Raw genomic sequence first — 20,039 nt, 5'->3', positions numbered from 1 at the left:
CAGAAAGTCAGATCAACATCCGGACTACTAGTACATACGATGGGTAAAATTGCAATCGCATTTATTTATCTAATTTTTTAAATACTGATTCGCATTATTTATTGAAAATACTATTTTATTGAAAAAATAAGTTTTACACACTTCAGCCATTATTCCCTTTTTTCGGATAAACCTCATATAATATATAAACGCTCATAAAGTCTGCTATACATTGCAGGCTTATGAGCGTTAAATTTATAAAGAATTTACCTTAAATATTCATCTTCTCTCCATTGTGTAAATGAAATCAGGGAATTTTTATTTTAGATAAATCTTCGTCCTTATTGAGTTTCCGAATGACTCGGGCAGGATTACCTACAGCCAGAGAATCCGAGGGAATATCTTTTGTAACTACCGAACCTGCTCCTGTAACGCATCTGTCGCCAATAGTTACACCGGGGCAAATAGTCGAATGTCCGCCAATCCAGCAGCGTTTGCCGATTGTTACAGGTTTACAGTCTTCCCATACATCACGCTCATTGGCATCCAGAGGATGTTGAGCTGTATAAATATGTACACCGGGAGCTATAAGCGTACCATCGCCAATAGTAACCTTCGCACCATCCAGAATAACTGCTCCAAAATTGATAAAGACTTTATCTCCTGCATAGATATGATCCCCATAATCGCAATAGAAAGGAGGTTCAGTATAAAAATTCTTTGCCGAATTAGGAAACAGTTCTCGCATTACGTCATGGAACTTATCGGTATGATATTCGGTTACATTTAGTTTGTGGAGTAATTTTTTCACTTCGGAACGTATAGCTGTCATCTCTTAGCTATGTGCCCAATAAGGTTCTCCGGCAAACATTTTCTCTTTTTCGGTTTTCATTCTTATATTTAAAGTAAACGAAAGTATTTAATGTCACTTTGAAAAATTATAATTATCAATAAACTTTCTATTGCTTTGGCAATAGAAAGGTCTTACACCTTTTATTTCTTTGTCGAAAATTTATAGATACAAGTTTGGGTGTATTCTTCTCCCGGATTTAATCGCGTCGATGGGAATTGAGGTTGATTAGGTGTATCAGGGTACTTTTGAGTCTCTAAAGCCACAGCTTCTCTGTAGTTATGAGCTTTGCCGTATTTACCTGTTACTTTTCCATCCAGAAAGTTGCCACTATAAAACTGTATTCCGGGTTGATCCGACCATACTTCCATTACCCTGCCATTTGTAGGTTCATACAGACTTGCTATAAACTCTACGTCTTTTTCTGTTTTACGATCTACTACCCAGTTATGATCATAACCTAAACCATTCTTGAGTTGTTCATCGTCAGCATTTATTCTAGCTCCGATAGCTGTAGCTGTTCTGAAATCGAAAGGTGTTCCTTCAACCGAAGTAATTTTTCCTGTTGGAATCAAAACCGTATCCACTGGAGTTATACCGCTTGCATTTATCGTTAACAGATGATCGGTGATGGTTCCATTACCTGCACCCTTAAGATTGAAGAATGAATGATGCGATAGGTTTACGTGTGTAGGTTTATCAGTTGTAGCACTGTAAGTAATCTTGAATTCATTTTCGGGAGTAAGTGTGTATATCATTTTTACGTTCACTGTTCCGGGAAATCCTTCTTCACCATCGGGAGAAGTATAAGACAACTGTATTTGATTTTTGCTTATGTTATCCACATTCCATACTTTCATGTCGAAACCGTTAGGGCCTCCATGAAGGGTTTGTCCATTATTATTTAAAGGCAATTGGTGTTTTTTACCATCGAGAGTAAATTGTCCTTTGGCTATACGATTAGCATATCGTCCTACAACAGGACCAAGACAGCGTTCTCCTTCATAATCCAAATACTTATCAATATTATCATGTCCAAAAACAATATCTTCGTATTTGCCATCTTTGTCGGGAGTCCAAAGAGAGATAACTCTTCCTCCGAAATTAGAAACCTGCATGGTTATGCCATTTCCTGATTCTAAGGTGTAAAGTTTAATTTCCTTACCGTCTACTGTTTTTGTAAATGCCGAATCAGCCATCAATGTAATTCCTGATTCTGCAGTTTGTTCCGGTTTAGCTTGCTTATTTCCACAAGAAAATAAGCAAAGTGCTATTCCTAAATAAAATATCTTTTTCATATATGTATAAATAATGGTGGTTTATTGAATACTAAAGTAAAAAAAGTATGAGACTTTAAAGATAGAAAATTCTCACTGTCGTTTAATTGCTTATAAATAACAGTGAGAATAATCAGGAAATACAAAATAACTAAATAAATATATATTGTCTTTTATGAATATATCTGCTTACCAGAAATACCAATAGAATAATCCGCAAAGAGCGACAACCCCAAGTGATGCAATAACATCCCACTTGTCCCAACTCTTTCCGATGAGCTTCTTGTAGTCGTCAGTGAAAGTGATAGCGTCTATTTGTTTAGCAGTTGGTTTTGGAGTGAAAAACGACACTACTACCATCAGCAATATGATGAAGACAAGCAACCATACTTCAAAAATAAGCCAGTTGGTTTGCCAAAACCAAGTTGTACATTCCCAGTACCAACCTGTCATTAGGTCTTTACCTGTATTTGTAAAGATGTTGGTTAGCAAGCGTAACATACCGATAACGAAACCGACTATCATACCTACTTCTCCGGATTTGGGTGTAATTCTTTTGGAAAATATACCAAGTGCGAATACTGCTACCATGGCAGGAGCAAGCAGCGATTGAATACCTTGCAGATAGTCATAAAGGCTTCCCAGACTCATCATGATAGGTATCCATACAATACCAAGTATCACTACAACAACTGTTGCAATGCGACCTACCAGAACGTAAGTGGCTTCGCTCTTCTCTTTGAACTTCGGCTTATAAAAATCTTCTGTAAACAATGTAGCGCACGAGTTAAAGAATGCTGCCAGAGAAGCAACCAATGCAGATATAAAGCCGATGGTAACAATACCTTTCACGCCGGCAGGCAGTACAAACTTAACCATTGAGCCGAAGGCTGTATCAGGGTCTTCCAATGTGAAGCCACTGTCGGGGCGAGCCGCCAATGCAGCAGCTACCATACCCGGTAACAAGAACATAAATACAGGCAACAATTTAAAATAGCCGGCAGCGATAGTACCCCTGCGTGCACGTTTCATCACTACGTCGTTAGCTTCTCCTTTGCGTTGCCCAAGGACACGCTGAACGATATGTTGGTCGGTACACCAATACCAAAAGCCGATAATTGATGCTCCTATAAATACCCAAAAACCGGGATAGTCGTCATACAGCGGATCACCCGTATTGAAATGGAACATGTGGTTTGTGCCGTGTGCAACTCCGTCTGCTCCTACGTTCAGCGTTTTAGAATAGTCAATCATTGCAGTCCAGCCGTCAGCAATACTTCCGTATCCGAGTGCGGACAATCCTAGGAAAAGCACCAGAAATGAACCGATGATAAGTATAGGCGTTTGAATTGCCGAAAGTGTCATCACACCTTTCATCCCTCCGAAAACAGTAAATATACCCGTTAAGACTATCAAGCCGATTGCCCCGTACCAGAAAGGTAAGCCAAGAAGACTCTCCATAAAAATACCGCCGGTAAACGCAGTTACGCTCACTTTGGTCAGCACGTATGCTATAAGAGTGATAATAGACAGCCACGAACCGGTAGCGGGCGTATAACGATTTTTGAGGAAGTCGGGCATTGTGATGATTTTCCCCATCTTATTGTTCATCAGTTGATAAAAAGGCACAAAGAGCCAACCTAAGAGGAGTATCATCCAACCTTGCATTTCCCAGTGTGCCATACCCACCCCTGCTTTTGCACCTGTTCCGGCAAGCCCTACAAGGTGCTCCGATCCGATGTTTGCAGCAAAGATAGCGGCACCAATGATATACCATGGCTCGCCTTTACCGAATAGGTAGTCTTCGCTATTGGCTCCTTTTTGTAAACGTTTATCTTTTTGTACCGAACGCCAAACGGCCCATGATACGGCTAATATCCCGACAAAGATAATCACCCAGTCGAGCCAGATAAATTCATGTGAATTCCAATTCATATGTATAAGATCATTTAAGTGATGTAAAATATTTATTATTGTATTTTTATTTGTAGGGGTAGACCTATGTGTTTGTCCTCTATAGGTGAACACATAGGTTCACCCCTACACTATAGCAATAAAAAGCTCTGATAAGCTTAAGAGAATAACTCTGTTTCTGTAAATTTACCAAGCTTTTGGTATTTTTCGTATACCGACATATAAATACGGTGATTATCCATGTTCGGCTGATATTCAAAAGCGAATCCTTGTCCCATGGCAGCTTGTGCTTCCTTTATTGTAGGATGTACACCCGCTGCAACTGCCGCAAACATAGCTGCGCCAAAAGCACAAGCTTGCTCCGACTTAGCAACTTTTATAGGCATACCCAATACATCCGCTAAGGTTTGCATAACAAGGGGCGATTTCAAAGAAATACCTCCGATTCCTATTACACTTTCTATTTCGATGCCGTTTTCAAGGAAACGATCAACAATGGCTTTCGATCCGAATGCTGTTGCTTCTACCAATGCTTTAAAAATGATCGGGGCATCACTTGCCAGATTTAAGCCTGTGATTGTACCTTTTACCAATTGATTAGCATCGGGAGTTCTGCGTCCGTTCATCCAGTCAATAGCAAGAACTCCACTTTCGGATACAGGTATTTTTGCTGCTTCTTTCGATAATGCAGGAATCATTTTATCTAAAGCCTCTGCAATTAGTTTATCTTTTGTAGCCTGATCGATCAAAGACGATTCTTTAATCAGATTGTCTATTGGCCAAGCTAAAACCGATTTAAACCACGCATAAATATCACCGAAGCCCGATTGTCCTGCTTCCAAACCGATCATTCCGGGAACTACCGAACCGTCAACCTGGCCGCAAATTCCGGGAATAAGTTTTCCGTGCATATCTTCGTAGGGTACGATCATTATATCGCAAGTAGATGTACCGATTACACGAACAAAGGTTTTAGGACCTATTTCGGCACCTACAGCTCCCATATGACAATCGAATGCACCGACTCCGACAGCTACAGTTGTGGTAAGACCCAGTCTGTCTGCCCATTCCTGAGTAAGATTACCTACTTTAACATCGCTTGTATATGTATCCTTAAATAGTCTGTCTCTATAGCCTTTAAGCAGAGGCTCCACTTCGGTCAGAAAGTCATCGGTTGGTAATCCGTCCCATTCTTTCAGCCACATTGCTTTATGCCCTGCCGCACAACGGCTTCTTATAATATCAGATGGTTTTGTTGTATTTGTAATCAAAGCCGACATCCAATCGCAATGCTCGATCCAGCAATAAGCTGTATCACGGATTGTCTCATCAACCTTAAGTACATGTGCCATTTTTGCCCAAACCCATTCACTCGAATATATACCACCTTCGTAAGCAGTATAATCTATAGGCCATCTTTTGGCAACTTCATTGATTTTTGCCGCTTCCTTTATTGCTGTATGATCTTTCCAAAGAACGAACATCGCATTCGGATTTTCGGCAAACTCAGGTCTTAAAGACAAAACCTGTCCGTCCTTATCGATAAGTGCAGGAGTCGAGCCTGTTGTATCGAATGAGATTCCTACAACATTTTCGGCTGTACCTTTGGGTGATTTGCTTAAAGCTTCTTTTACTGATTCTTCGAGGCTTTCGATATAATCGAGGGGATGTTGCCTGTATTGATTTTTGTGAGGGTCACAGTATTTGCCTGCTGCCCAACGCTTGTAGTATTTTACGGACGAAGCTATTTCTTTGCCTGTTTCGGCATCTATGATAACAGCTCTGCAGGAGTCTGATCCGTAATCCAGTCCAATTGTATATTTCATGAGTATATGTTTAAGTTAAAAACGAAAAAAGTACCAGAAGAATGTTTCCTCTGATACTTTATCCTACTTTATTATCTTAATGCTTTGTTAAGCATATAATAAACTTCATTATTACGTAAATCCTGACGGAATTGACGGATAGTAGTATCCTTGTCGATGATTAGCATTTCGATATCTGCAATTTCCGCATAGTCTTCCAGCATTTCGGTTGTAACCGAGAACGAGAAGCTCGAATGGTGAGTTCCTCCTGCCAGAATCCATGCTCCTGCACCTATTTCGAAGTTTGGCATCGGTTTCCATAATGCACAGGCAACCGGAAGTTTGGGGAGTGCTTTGGTTTCTTTTAATTCAACTTCATTGACTATCATGCGGAAACGGTTACCCATATCTACTATTGTGGCGGCAACACCTTCGCCTTTATGTGCCTGGAATACGAGACGGGCACATATGCCTGCATCGCCTATTCCTAGAAAATGAACTTCGATACGAGGTTTTGTACCTGTAATATCGGGATTGATTTCCAACATATGTGATTGGAGGATAGTACTGTTTTCCCCGTCGAAATTCAATGTGTAATCTTCGAGGAATGATTGTCCGCCGGGTAAGCCTTGTCCCATTACCCACATGGTACGAACAAGTGCTGCTGATTTCCAGTCGCCTTCGGCTCCGAATCCGTAACCTTCGCTCATCAAGCGTTGAGATGCAAATCCCATCAATTGTTTCATACCTTCCAGTTCGTTGAAGCTGGTAGTAAACGCTTTAGCTCCTTTATCCTGAAGGAAGCGGCGAAGCCCTATTTCCTGAGCTGCTGCGTCGCGTACAAATTGATGTTTGTCTGCTCCTTTTTTACAGTCAGCAGCAAAATCATATTTCTTTTCATATTCACTAACCAGAGCATCAATTTCAGCATCGGTTACAGCTTGTACATAGGGTACTAATGTTGCAATAGGAGCATTGTCAACGTGATAGCCTAAACGTATTTCGGCTTCTACTTTATCTCCGTCAGTTACAGCAACGTTATTCATGTTGTCGCCAAAACGGATGATAAGCATATCTTGAGAGTCTGCCCAACCGGCACAAACACGCATCCACGAAGCGATTTTGGTTTGAGTATCTTCATCTTTCCAGTAACCGACCACTACTTTGCGGGGTTTGCGTAGACGGCTGGTAATATGACCGAATTCACGATCTCCGTGAGCCGATTGGTTCAGGTTCATGAAATCCATATCAATCTCATCCCATGGAATTTCTTTGTTGAATTGAGTATGAAAGTGAAGTAATGGTTTTTTATAGTCCATTAAGCCATGTATCCACATTTTAGCAGGAGAGAATGTGTGCATCCAGGTAATCATACCGACGCATTTTGTGTTGCCATTGGCTTCACGCATGATTGCTGAAATTTCTGCCGACGAATTGGCAGTACCTTTATAAACGACTTTTACAGGTAGTCTACCCGATTCGTTCAAACCTTTTACCATTTCGGTAGAGTGTGCATTAACTGCTACAACAGCATCTCCACCATACAATAATTGTGCTCCGGTTACAAACCAAACTTCTAAATCTTTAAATTCCATGATATATAAATTTCTTGATTAATATTTATAGTAGTTGCGAATTACAAGAGAAAACTTACTGACCGTAATAAGCATCGGGTCCGTGTTTTCTGAAAAAATGTTTTTTGATAAGATCATCATTCATCGTCAATTTGGGATTTACAGCGAATGATATAGATGCCATTTTGGCTACCTGTTCCAGTACAACCGCATTATGTACTGCACTATCTGCATCTTTACCCCATGAAAATGGTCCGTGATTATTTACTAAGACTCCCGGTGTGTATTCTGCATTCAAATCTTTGAACCGTTCTACGATTACATTGCCTGTTTCCAATTCATATTTGCCCTCTATTTCATCGGCTGTCATTTGTCGGGTACAGGGTATTTCATCTTTGAAATAGTCGGCATGAGTAGTTCCTATATTTGGAATGTCACAACCTGCCTGTGCCCAAGCCGTAGCATATGTAGAGTGGGTATGAACTACTCCTCCGATTGCAGGAAATGCTTTGTACAGAACAAGGTGTGTAGCTGTATCGGAAGATGGTTTTAATTTTCCTTCTACAATATTTCCATCCAAATCAACAACAACCATATCTTCTGCTGTCATTGTATCGTATGATACGCCTGATGGTTTTATTACTACCAATTGAGAGTCTCGGTCTATTGCACTGACATTTCCCCAGGTAAATATTACCAATCCGTGCTTTACTAGATTAAGGTTAGCCTCGAAAACTTTCTTCTTTAATGTTTCTAACATGCTGTTACAAGGTTAAAATGCAAAATAAGTGTTTTAACTACACTTGCAATATTACGAATAAGTGTAATTAGTAACACTTATTTTCTATGTGTTATAAAACATATTCGCAATAAAAAATGTCTTACAGCAGATACTACTAGTAGTAATCAGCTATAAGACATTATCTTATCATAACTTATTTTTTTTCAGAGAGAAAAAAAGTATCCCTTTTGTAGTAGAAGATCGTACTTTTCTTTATTAAACTTATAATAAAAGGCACCTCTTTTTGAGCTTGATTTATCTTTATCCTCTTGTTTTTCGAGAATATCCATTTCCAGAATCTTCTTTCTGAAATTTCTTTTATCTAAAGGAGTCTGATAAATTGCTTCATATAAACTTTGCAATTGAGGTAATGTGAATTTTTCAGGCAGAAGATTAAATCCAAGAGGTTTAGTTGCAGCTTTGTTTCTGAGAATTTCGATAGTATCGTTCAATATCTGGTTGTGGTCAAATATGAGATCTCCTACCTTGTCGAGTTCCTGCCAGCGTGCATCATGAACTTTGCATAGTTGTTCATCAAAATATTGTATATCTATCAAAGCATAATAGGCTAAGGAGACAACACGTTCTCCCGTATCGCGCCCAATTTCGCCATATGCACCTACTTGTTCCATGAAAACATCCTGAATGCCTGTGTATTCAAATACAACTCTCGAAACAGTCTCCGAGAGACTTTCTTCCGCCCGAACGAATCCGCCCATCAGAGAGTCTTGTCCTTTTAATGGTTCAAATTTACGTTTCGATATCAATAGATATAATTTATCATTTTTAAATCCGAGAATAAGGCAATCAACAGAAACGTAAAACTTTTCTTGTTCTTTATAAAATAGTGGAGTCATATTTAGTGTCTAAATTATGCATTGAATTAAAGAATGCAAATATATTGAAATTTATTGAGTGTAAAAATAACAATTAAAACCATAGGTCTTTTCTTTTCCTTTCTTTGGCAAGTAGAATCCCTCTTAATCTCTCCAAAGGGGGGATAAATAACTCCCAGCCTTAGGCAGATTTGAAGTCAACCGTCTTTAAATAGATTACTTGGAGGCATTCCGAAGTGTTTGGTGAAGCAACGTGTAAAATATTTAGGATCATTAAATCCCACTTCATAGGCAATGTCTGCAATACTTTTGTTTTTATTGATATAGTTTTTCAAAATTAATTCCCGTGCAAGGTTCAGTCGATAATTGCGGATAAATTGTCCGGCTGATTGCCCCGTAATAGTTTGTATCTTTTTATTCATTAAACTTTTGCTTACTCCCATCGACTCTATAAAATCAGTTACTTCATAATATGGATTTTTATAGTTTGCTTTTATTATCTCAATTGCTTTGTTGAGAAACTTCTCATCATTAGATTCCTCTGCAATATTCAGCTCTTCAATATTCATGAACACACTGAACTTTCGTTGATATGTTTTCTTTGTTTCAAGTATATTGCCAATGCGGGTCAATAATATATCTTCGTCAAAGGGTTTTAGCAGATATTCATCCACACCAAGTTTATAACTGCTTATCTGTGTTTCTTTCGAGGTTTTAGCTGTCAGCATTAAAAACGGGATATGAGATATTGTCAAGTCGGCTTTTACCTTTTCCGATAATTCGAGACCATCCATCACAGGCATCATCAGATCACTTATGATAAAATGTACGGACTGCTTTTTTAATGTGTTTAGAGCTTCCATTCCGTTTTCCGCTTCCAATACTTTATAATAATCGGATAAGATAGATCGGATATATTCCCGCATATCAGCATTATCTTCTACAACCAGAATAGTTAGTTTATTGCATGGGTTATTGGTTGTTTCTAATTCGATTTTTTCTGTTTCTTTTACTGTCGGATAATTGTAATTGTTTTCTGTTTCGTCAACCGTTTCTACTTGTTCAATAGGTAATAATACCCTGAAAGAAGCACCTTTTTTATGATTGTTCTTCGCATATATAGTTCCTTTCAATAAACTGACTATACTTTGGCAGAGATAAAGACCTATTCCTGTTCCACTTTGTCCGGCAATGGGGTATTTTATATGTTCTTTCGACTGGTAAAACCGATCGAAAATCCTTAGAAGATCATCTTCTTTCAATCCGATACCACTATCGTTCACACATATATATAATTGATTTGTTCCTGCTTTTTTCAGTGAGGCAACATACAGTTTTATAATACCGTTGTCAGGAGTAAATTTGATGGCATTACTAAGTAAGTTGGTGACAACTTTATGCATTGCCTCTTCATCAAATAGTATGCGTGGAGAGTTTAATCTGTATATTTTCTCTAGACGAATACCCCGTTCATTGGCAAATACTTCGAAAGGAATAAGTATCTCGTTTAAGAAGTTTAAAAAATTATCGCTGACAAGTTTAATACTTAGCTGTTCCGACTCTATCTTTTGGACATCCATCAACTGATTGACCAATGACAGCAGATGTTTCGAATTATGCTCAACAAATTGTAATTGTTCTATAACCTGAGGGTTGGAGCTCAATTTTAATGCCCGTTCTATAGGCCCTGTAATCAAGGTGATAGGGGTGCGGAACTCATGGGTTATATTGGTAAAGAAATTCATTTTATCATCTAATGCTTCCTGTACCTTATTCGACATTTTTATCAATTGCAGCCTTTGTTCCGAAATTTTTTCGTTTTGCTCAACTAATATATTATTCTGTGATTTTAGTTCTATCGCTTGATCTTCCAGCTTTTGAGTTCTTTCTACTACCTTTTTATGAAGCACCTCTTTTTGTTTTTTCAGCATATTGATTCGCCATCTGTAGAATTGAATAAACAGGAATACAAGGAGGAAAAGAACCAATCCGATGAACCATCCGGTTTTATAGAAAAAGGGACGAACCTCTATTTCAAGCTCAGTAATGTCGCCTGCTAATGCCGAGGCCCTCGACATACATCTTACCTGAAAAGTATAAGTCCCGGGTTGTAAATTGGTATAACTCGCAAAACGACGGTCGGCAGGTACATCAATCCATTTATCGTCGAAGCCTGCCAATCGATAAGAGTAAGATACTGTAGTAGGATTGTCATAATCCAGTGCCGAGAATTCGATTGAAAAAGATTTATCCTGTTCATGTAAATGGAGTTTGTTAGCATACGAGATGTCTTGGTCAATATAGTTGCCATTACCAGACCATATCGATTTATTTAATATTTGCAGTTTCGTAAATATGACCTTTTTTTGTTTAGACTCTAAGTATTGCGACCCGTTTTTTAATTCGGATAATCCACTTATATTTCCGAAATAAAGATTTTTGTTTGTAGGAGATTTATAGCTGGCATTCCAATAAAACTGATGTTCGATCAAGCCGTCACTTTTAGTATAGTTTACGATGCGGTTGTTTTGAGGGTTATAACATGACAATCCGTATCCTGTACTGATCCATATCAGACCCAATTCATCTTCGAGAACACCCAATGCCATATTATTGGATAATCCATTCGCTGTTGTATATACTTCACATACATATTTTCCTTCTTTGTATTTAAGAGAACAGAAGCCGTAACCTTTGCTGCCTATCCAGACAGTTTTATCACGGCTTTGATAAATACATGTTATATTTTTTAAGAATAGTTTATTTAAACTTTCTTCTTTTAGTTCCAGATATTTGGAAGAGCATTTCGGATTTGTGGAATTAAACGTTTTGAGATCTATTAAGATTATGCCGTCTGATGTTCCTATCCATAGGTTCGATTTATCATCGATGAGTGTTCCGAGAACATTTCTTTTGTTTTTTGACAATTGAGAAGAGAAGGGATCTACTATTTGGTTGGATTGTATATCAAAAAAAGCGATATCAGTAGACGAACCTATCCAAACTCCATTATTGATAGAGTCATAAACAAGAGCCGATATGTAGACCTGATTGTTATTATTCACTCGTGGAATAAAATGTTTGAAGTTGGCATTGGGCAGCTTGTTGAGATTCAGAATATTTAGTCCCCCTCCCCATGTTCCTATCCAAAGATTACCGTTTCTATCTTCAGTAAGTGCACTTACCGAGTTGTGGTTTAACAACCCCTCTTCGTATGTATAATGAATAAAAAAGTTCTCATTCCTCGGCTTCCGGTTAAGCCCTCCTTCTACTGTGCCAACCCATAAGTCGCCCTTGTGGTCTTCATAAATAGCATTCACCGGATTTGCAGATATACTGCTTTTATCTCTTTTATTATGGCTGTAGTTGCTGATTGCCAAGCGGCGTAAAGTCATTTTATTGATTCCTCCGGCTTCCGTACCTACCCAAAGATTATTACCGTCTGATGTTATGCAATTAATAAAATCGCTATTTAGAGAAGTGGCATCTTTACTATGGGAAATCCACTCAAACTGATCTGTTGAAGGGTGATAGAAGTTTAAACCTCTCAATGTACCGACAGCCAATACACCTTCATCGGTTACAGCAAGATCCGTTACCATATTTTGAGAAAGGGAAAATGGATTCGATTCGCTGTGACTGTATAATTTCAGCTCTTTATTATTTAAATTGAATTTATACAATCCGATATCCGAACCGATCCAGATCACTTCTTCTTTTTTCAGTATTACCGATATATTGCGGTCTGCTCCGAAATTTAGAATATCTGATATAGGCCGTAATTCCAATTGCCCGGCGTTGCTGACAGCCAGTTTGTAGATAATTCCTTTATGTGCGGCCCATATTTCATTATTAATTTCGCTTAAAGCGGTAAAAGAAAAGTCTTGACTATTGGAATCATTCGTTAGGGTGTATAGATGATCAATAAAGCCGCTATGATTAAAAACGATCTTATATATTTTATCATCACTTAAAATCCAGATATTACCGGTACTGTCCTTAAATACGGAAGCTATCGGTTCTTCAAATAAATGATGTACTGAATTTCCTTTATATGAAACATTACTTGCCTGCATGGTTTTAAGGTCGATGAGATCAATACCGCAATCGGAGGCAACCCAGAGCCTGTTGAAATTGTCCTCGCATGATTTTCGTATAAAGTTACTTTTCAGGGCGACAGGGTAGCTGTCTACATTAAAGCGGACAAATTCGTAGCCGTCATAACGTGACAATCCTCCTCCTTGCGTCGATATCCAAAGGAAACCTTTACTGTCTTTATACATGTCATCAATAAAGTTAACAGGCAAGCCCTGCTCAATCGTTATCGAATTGAATATATATCCGGATGCAATAGTATTTTCGGCACTATGCGTACTTAAATTCAGCAAATTGAAAATAAAGCAGGTTACAATGGTAATCGCATATTTCATGGTAATAGATCTTATGAGGACTTAAAATTAAGTATTCGGCGAAAAGGTAATGAAAAAGAATGTATTTTTTACACTTAAAGATGAAAATGTCCACCTTTAAAGTCTAAATGTCCACCTCGGTTCCCTAATAAATTACTTTTTTTGTAATAACTTAACCTCAATATAATAATGCTTCTACCGGAAGTAAACATTTCTTATTTATAAGAGTGTGCTAATAAGTACTAAGAAAATGAAAACCTTAAAATCATTATCCGTTTTACTGTTATTAATTGCTCACAACTTGTCGGGAGCGATTCAGGATACCACATTCAGGGCGGATAGCAATCCTGTATTTAAACATAAATATACAGCTGACCCTGCTGCATTGGTTTATAAAGACAAAGTATATATTTATGCCGGGCACGATGAATGTCCCCCTCCCGAAAACAGGTATGTAATAAATGAGTGGCTTGTATTCTCATCCGATGACATGGTCAATTGGACAGAACACCCTGTACCCCTTAAACCTACTGACTTTAAATGGGCAAAAGGCGAAGCCTGGGCTTCGCAGGTTATTGAACGGAATGGCAAATTCTATTGGTATGTAACAGTTCAACACGGTTCGATACATGGCAAATCGATTGGTGTAGCTGTTGCCGATAATCCTTTGGGGCCGTTTGTCGATGCCAGGGGATCGGCAATCATAACCAATGATATGACTACGGAATATACCAAAATATCATGGGAAGATATAGATCCTACGGTATGGATCGATGATAACGGGCAAGCCTATCTTTTTTGGGGAAATACACAATGCTACTACGCCAAGCTTAAAGAAAACATGATAGAACTGGACGGACCTATTGTTCCTGTTCACCTTCCTGATTTTACTGAAGCTCCATGGATACATAAATACAATGACTGGTATTATTTGTCTTATGCACAATTTTTCCCCGAAAAGATAGGATATTCTATGAGCCGAAGTATAGAAGGTCCTTGGGAATACAAAGGTATATTGAACGAGATTGCAGGAAATTCGAATACCAATCATCAGTCTATTATCGAATTTAAAGATAAATGGTATTTCATTTACCACAATGGAGCTATCCCTACTCAGGGAGGAAGCTTTCGCCGCTCGGTATGTATCGACAGATTATATTATAATGCCGATGGAACGATGAAGAGAATACAAATGACATCGGAGGGAGTATCTCGAAACTGATCAAAAATAACATAACATGAGAAAAACACGATTCATTTTTTCCTTTTTCCTTATTTCTATTGCAGCCTTCTCGCAGCAGAAAGCAGAAGTAGTTGTCAATGCCGACTTAGGGCAATATACGATAGATAAACATATCTACGGGCATTTTTCGGAGCACCTCGGTCGTTGTATTTACGACGGTCTTTGGGTAGGCGAAAATTCGTCGATACCCAATGTTAACGGAGTACGAAAAGATATTATAGATGCCTTGAAGCATATAAAAATACCCAATCTGAGATGGCCCGGAGGCTGTTTTGCTGATGAATATCATTGGATGGATGGTATCGGAGCCAGAGAAAGCAGACCCAAGATGGTTAATACTCATTGGGGTGGGGTGGTAGAGGATAATAGTTTCGGCACACACGAATTCCTTAATCTTTGCGAAGCATTAGGTACAGAACCCTATATCTGTGGAAATATGGGTAGCGGTACGGTAGAAGAAATGTCGAAGTGGGTTGAATATATCTCTTTTGATGGAGAAAGCCCTATGGCTAACCTTCGGAAAAAGAACGGTCGTGAGAAACCTTGGAAAGTTCAGTTCTGGGGTGTGGGTAACGAAAACTGGGGTTGTGGCGGACATATGACTGCTGAGGGATATGCCGAGAACTACAGACGTTATGCTACCTATACCCGTAATTATGGGGATAATCAGTTATACAGAATAGCAGGTGGTCCGAATGTTGACGATTATCATTGGATGACTACTATGATGAAAAATATACCTCATGGTATGATGAAAGGTGTTTCTCTCCACAACTATGCTTTTACCCGAAGATGGGAAGATAAAGGGGATGCAACAGGCTTTTCGGAAGACGATTATTTCTCGCTGCTGGCACATGGTTAAGGCATGGATAATCTTATAACACGCCACTAAGCAATAATGGACTTGCATGATCCTGCAAAAAGAATAGGCTTGATTGTTGATGAATGGGGAGCATGGTACAATGTCGAAAAAAATACAAATCCGGGATTTCTTTTTCAACAAAACACGTTGAGGGATGCTATCTTGGCAGGAGTTGTTCTCAATATTTTCCATAAGCATGCCGATAGAGTAAAAATGGCAAATATTGCTCAATTGGTAAATGTACTTTAAGCATTGTTTTTAACGGAGGGTGATAAAATGTTACTTACTCCAACCTATCATGTATTCGATATGTATAAAGTGCATCAAGATGCAACTATGTTACCTACTGTGGTAAAATGTGGCACTTATAGCAGACTGAACAAAAAATTAGATGCTGTATCGGTATCTGCATCCAAAGACAAAGATGGAAAAGTACATATTTCGTTTGTAAACATCGATCCGACTAATGCAATAGATATCGATTGTAATATCAGAGGCTTGAAAGATGGCAAACTAAACAATGTAAATATAATAACAGCTACTAATACGGATAGCCATAATACATTCGAGAATCCTGATGTAGTGCATCTGGAAGATTATAAAGGTGCGATCTATAAAAACGGAACATTAACTTTAAAAATGCCGGCAAAATCATTAATCACTGTAGAACTGAACCATTAAGTATTAATGATCTGATCTGGAGTCATAACAATCTTAAGGTAAGCGAAATCCTCGGGATTGAGTTTACCTTAATCAATAACATAATAATAAAAGGATGAAAGCTTTATTACTGTTTTTTTGTATACTGGTTAGTTTATTAAGTTGTACGGAGAAAAGAAACTTTATCTTAAGCAGTCCTGATAAGAAAGTGACAGCCGAAGTGTCTATTACTGACGCCGGAGAGATGAGGTATCAGGTAAATTATAATGGAAAGTCTGTATTGGATATCTCCAAATTAGGATTGATTCGTGAAGATGGTAATTTTTCAAAAGGATTGGTATTAAAAACGATCAGCAATCCTGAGTTGATTACAGAAACCTATCAAACGCCGGGAGAAAAACGCCAGACTAATACCTATAAGGCCAATCGTACAATTTTTACGGTAATGAGTGAAAAAGGTCAGATTATGGATGTTATTTTTCAGCTATCGGATAGGGGAGTAGCTTTCAAATACCGTTTTCCTAAAAAAACAGATGATGATGAAAAGATAATAGATAAAGAGTGTACATCTTTTAAGCTCGATTCTACCGCTCGGGCATGGATGCATCCTCATGCAATGGTAAAAGATTGTTGGGCCAAAACATGTCCGAGTTACGAAGACCATTATTTATTGGATATTCCTGTTGGAACTACTGCCCCCTCTGAATCGGGATGGTCTTTTCCTGCACTGTTTTCAACCAATGGATATTGGGTATTGATAACAGAATCAGGATTGACTCCCGAATATTGCGGTACTCGTCTGGAGCAAAACGCACCCAATGAGGAATATAGTATTCGTTTTCCTCAACAGGGAGAAACTCCTAATCCGGATGACTCCGCTAAACCTAAAGGTAAATTACCGTTGGAAAGCCCTTGGCGAGTGATAATGACAGGTACACTGGCTAATATTGTAGAATCGTCATTAGTGACAGATGTTGCAGTGCCATCGGCTATAGAGGATCTTTCTTTCATAAAAACAGGTCCTGCTGCATGGAGTTGGGGAGTTGAAAAAGACCCTTCCTGTAATTACGACCGTCAGAAAATATATATTGATTATGCCAGTAAAATGAGCTGGCCTTATCTTCTTATAGATGCTTTATGGGATAAAGAGATAGGATATGACCGCATGAAAGAATTGGTAGATTATGCAGCTACAAAAAATGTGGATATTCTTTTATGGTACAATTCTGCAGGTAATTGGAATGAAACTTATCAGACACCTAAAGACAGAATGATAGATGCTTCTATCCGTGATATTGAATTTAAACGAATCAGCCAGATGGGAGTAAAAGGGATGAAAATAGATTTCTTCCCCGGAGACGGGCAGGCATCCATAAAGCTGTATTATGATATAATGGAAGATGCTGCCAAATATAAACTGGTACTTAATTTTCATGGAACCACATTACCACGGGGATGGAGCCGTACATATCCTAATCTGTTGACAATGGAAGCTGTTAAAGGCTTCGAATTTATAACATTCGATCAGAAAACGGCAGATTTACAGCCGATACACTCAGCCATGTTACCTTTTGCCCGTAATGTGGTAGGACCTATGGATTTTACACCTGTTTGTTTCGGAGAAATACCCGGTATTAAACGTATAACTACAAATGGATTTGAGATTGCATTAACTGTTCTTTTTCAATCGGGAATACAACATTTTGTAGAAGTACCCGAAAGTATGGCAAAGCAACCCGTTTTTGTTCAGGAATATATGAAACAGATCCCTCATGCTTGGGATGATATCAAATTTATTGACGGATATCCTGCTAAATATACTGTGATAGCACGTAAATCAGGTGATACATGGTATGTTGGTGGTATTAATGCGGAAACCACAGTTAAAAATCTGGAGCTTGATTTGACAAGGCTTGATGCTCCCAAATCGGGTAAGATGATTACAGACGGCAAAACAAGCAGGGAGTTCATTCAACAAGATATAACTCTCGATAATGGAAAACTGAATGTTCAGATACAACCGAACGGTGGCTTTGTAATTGTGCTGAATAAAGCAAGGTAGAATTGATGAATACCAGTAATTTACATCCAAAATATTAAAATGGTCTGAGACCTTGATTTGCATCTAATCTTAATCATATATAATAATGAAAAAAACAATCGGAATCTTATTTATCGCAGTCTCTTTAATCGGTAGTAACGTATTTGGATCGACAAAATCTGAAGATAAGGGAAAAGGCGATTTTAAGGAATGGGCCCCGACTCCTCCGATGGGGTGGAATAGTTGGGATTGCTATGGTCCTACAGTTGAAGAACATGAGGTAAAAGCCAATTCGGATTATATGGCAAAGAATCTCAAAAAATACGGGTGGGAATACATTGTGGTTGATATCCGGTGGTTTGTAAAGAACGATAAAGCCGGAGGTTATAATCAAACCGATCCTATTTATGTATTAGACGAATATGGTCGTTACCAACCTGCCGTTAACCGTTTTCCGTCGGCAGCCGACGGAGAAGGTTTTAAGAAACTGGCAGATTATATTCATTCACAAGGATTAAAATTTGGAATACATATAATGCGAGGTGTGCCTAAAGAGGCTGTAGCCAAGAAAATGCCGATTAAAGGAACGAATGGTATAACTGCCGATCAGATATATTCTACCGAATTACAATGTGAATGGTTACGTGATAATTATACCATTGTAGCTAAGAAACCCGGAGCACAGGAATATTACAATTCGATAATGGATTTGTATGCTTCGTGGGGAGTTGATTTTATCAAAATTGACGATTTATCACGTCCTTACCATCAGGCAGAAATAGAGCTAATCCGCAAAGCTATCGACCAGACCGGGCGTCCTATGGTTCTGAGTACATCTCCCGGCGAAACTCCGGTTAATAAAGGAGATCATGTAAAAGAGAATGCTAATATGTGGCGTATGGTTGATGATGTATGGGATACATGGGGACACTTAACTCATTTGATGCAAGTGGCTCAGGGTTGGTACTCGTATATATCACCCGGAACTTGGCCCGATTGCGATATGATTCCTTTAGGCAGAATATCGGTGCGTGGCGAACGAGGCGAAGACCGTATGACTCGCTTAACAAAAGATGAACAATATTCATTGATGACATTTTTCACCATCTTACGATCACCGTTAATGTTTGGAGGTGATATGCCGAGTAATGACGCATTCACATTGTCGTTACTGACAAATGAAGAGGTCTTGAAAATGCATCGTGAAAGTACAGACGTTCGTCAGGTATATCAAAAAGATGGCAAACTAGCTATTACATCACGCAATCCTAAAACGGGGGATATTTACTTGGCATTATTCAATATTCAGGATGGAAAATCGGATACCGTTGGTGTATCATTTGCAGACGTCGGGATAAAAAATGGTTCCTCTGTTGAAGATGTGTGGAGTGGTGAAAAGTTAGGTGCGTTTACAGGATCGTTTTCGCGTACACTATCTCCGCATAGTTGTGGATTATATAAAATAACAAGTAATGGGAATCTGTAGTTGAATTATCAGTAATAAACGCTCTTTTAAGTTATTTATAAGCTACGTGCAATTTTTGCCAGCAACGGATGGATACCTCACCTTTGAAGTTTATGTCGGCTTTTCTTACGCCCGTTAGGCTCCCGACCTTGCTGGTTGCACGGGGTACCCGATGTGAGAAGAAAGTGTAAAAAACAAAAGGAAATCAGACTCAAATGTATTTTTTTGTTTTCGCTTTCAAGCACGAATCGGGTCGTGCAAAGAGGCACAGTCTTGATTTTTTGTTTCGTTTTGCATCAAGGCAAAATGAAAGACAAACCTCGATAGAGGTGCGTCAGTCAAA

General features: G+C 38.6%; 11 protein-coding genes and 1 pseudogene. 4 read left to right on the top strand and 8 right to left on the bottom strand.

What is annotated here, in order from left to right; genetic code table 11:
* Positions 1-286: 286 nt before the first annotated feature.
* From CLV62_RS17805 to CLV62_RS17770, 8 genes are all read right to left on the bottom strand, one after another.
* Positions 287-811, bottom strand: coding sequence for a sugar O-acetyltransferase (locus CLV62_RS17805; RefSeq protein ID WP_245904117.1), 525 nt, complete (start codon positions 809-811; stop codon positions 287-289).
* A 161-nt stretch (positions 812-972) separates the two neighbouring features.
* A complete protein-coding gene (locus tag CLV62_RS17800; protein ID WP_110312129.1) occupies positions 973-2,127 on the bottom strand; it encodes an aldose epimerase family protein in 1,155 nt (384 codons plus the stop codon).
* 168 nt (positions 2,128-2,295) lie between these two features.
* On the bottom strand, positions 2,296-4,041 hold the full coding sequence (locus CLV62_RS17795; RefSeq protein ID WP_110312128.1) for a sodium:solute symporter: 1,746 nt from the start codon (positions 4,039-4,041) through the stop codon (positions 2,296-2,298).
* Between the two features lie 137 nt (positions 4,042-4,178).
* Positions 4,179-5,846, bottom strand: coding sequence for a ribulokinase (locus CLV62_RS17790; protein ID WP_110312127.1), 1,668 nt, complete (start codon positions 5,844-5,846; stop codon positions 4,179-4,181).
* Positions 5,847-5,917: 71 nt separating this feature from the next.
* Complete coding sequence (gene araA / locus CLV62_RS17785) at positions 5,918-7,420, bottom strand: L-arabinose isomerase (protein WP_110312126.1); 1,503 nt, start codon at positions 7,418-7,420, stop codon at positions 5,918-5,920.
* A 55-nt stretch (positions 7,421-7,475) separates the two neighbouring features.
* Entirely contained in the window at positions 7,476-8,159 is a 684-nt protein-coding gene (locus CLV62_RS17780) for an L-ribulose-5-phosphate 4-epimerase (protein ID WP_110312125.1), read from the bottom strand.
* A 185-nt stretch (positions 8,160-8,344) separates the two neighbouring features.
* On the bottom strand, positions 8,345-9,037 hold the full coding sequence (locus tag CLV62_RS17775) for an NUDIX hydrolase (protein ID WP_110312124.1): 693 nt from the start codon (positions 9,035-9,037) through the stop codon (positions 8,345-8,347).
* Between the two features lie 176 nt (positions 9,038-9,213).
* Entirely contained in the window at positions 9,214-13,446 is a 4,233-nt protein-coding gene (locus tag CLV62_RS17770) for a two-component regulator propeller domain-containing protein (RefSeq protein ID WP_110312123.1), read from the bottom strand.
* Positions 13,447-13,675: 229 nt separating this feature from the next.
* Between CLV62_RS17770 and CLV62_RS17765 the strand changes: the two genes are divergently transcribed.
* From CLV62_RS17765 to CLV62_RS17750, 4 genes and pseudogenes are all read left to right on the top strand, one after another.
* A complete protein-coding gene (locus CLV62_RS17765) occupies positions 13,676-14,647 on the top strand; it encodes a glycoside hydrolase family 43 protein (RefSeq protein ID WP_110312122.1) in 972 nt (323 codons plus the stop codon).
* Between the two features lie 16 nt (positions 14,648-14,663).
* Positions 14,664-16,211: pseudogene (locus CLV62_RS17760) on the top strand (alpha-N-arabinofuranosidase).
* 94 nt (positions 16,212-16,305) lie between these two features.
* Entirely contained in the window at positions 16,306-18,252 is a 1,947-nt protein-coding gene (locus CLV62_RS17755; protein WP_110312121.1) for a glycoside hydrolase family 97 protein, read from the top strand.
* Positions 18,253-18,337: 85 nt separating this feature from the next.
* Entirely contained in the window at positions 18,338-19,717 is a 1,380-nt protein-coding gene (locus CLV62_RS17750; RefSeq protein ID WP_110312120.1) for a glycoside hydrolase family 27 protein, read from the top strand.
* The last annotated feature ends 322 nt before the right edge of the window (positions 19,718-20,039 follow it).

This window comes from Indolivaga alginatilytica (genome assembly GCF_003201355.1).
Lineage (GTDB): Bacteria > Bacteroidota > Bacteroidia > Bacteroidales > Dysgonomonadaceae > Dysgonomonas_A > Dysgonomonas_A alginatilytica.
The sequence above is the reverse complement of the archived record's forward strand: the minus strand, read 5'-3'. Positions and strand labels throughout refer to the sequence as shown.

What these genes read in the sequence shown, in the direction of transcription:
- CLV62_RS17750 (WP_110312120.1), top strand. Translation starts at nt 18,338, where the DNA reads ATGAAAAAAACAATCGGAATCTTATTTATCGCAGTCTCTTTAATCGGT.
- CLV62_RS17765 (WP_110312122.1), top strand. Translation starts at nt 13,676, where the DNA reads ATGAAAACCTTAAAATCATTATCCGTTTTACTGTTATTAATTGCTCAC.
- CLV62_RS17800 (WP_110312129.1), bottom strand. Translation starts at nt 2,127, where the DNA reads ATGAAAAAGATATTTTATTTAGGAATAGCACTTTGCTTATTTTCTTGT.
- CLV62_RS17790 (WP_110312127.1), bottom strand. Translation starts at nt 5,846, where the DNA reads ATGAAATATACAATTGGACTGGATTACGGATCAGACTCCTGCAGAGCT.
- CLV62_RS17775 (WP_110312124.1), bottom strand. Translation starts at nt 9,037, where the DNA reads ATGACTCCACTATTTTATAAAGAACAAGAAAAGTTTTACGTTTCTGTT.
- araA (WP_110312126.1), bottom strand. Translation starts at nt 7,420, where the DNA reads ATGGAATTTAAAGATTTAGAAGTTTGGTTTGTAACCGGAGCACAATTA.
- CLV62_RS17755 (WP_110312121.1), top strand. Translation starts at nt 16,306, where the DNA reads ATGAAAGCTTTATTACTGTTTTTTTGTATACTGGTTAGTTTATTAAGT.
- CLV62_RS17795 (WP_110312128.1), bottom strand. Translation starts at nt 4,041, where the DNA reads ATGAATTGGAATTCACATGAATTTATCTGGCTCGACTGGGTGATTATC.
- CLV62_RS17805 (WP_245904117.1), bottom strand. Translation starts at nt 811, where the DNA reads ATGACAGCTATACGTTCCGAAGTGAAAAAATTACTCCACAAACTAAAT.
- CLV62_RS17780 (WP_110312125.1), bottom strand. Translation starts at nt 8,159, where the DNA reads ATGTTAGAAACATTAAAGAAGAAAGTTTTCGAGGCTAACCTTAATCTA.
- CLV62_RS17770 (WP_110312123.1), bottom strand. Translation starts at nt 13,446, where the DNA reads ATGAAATATGCGATTACCATTGTAACCTGCTTTATTTTCAATTTGCTG.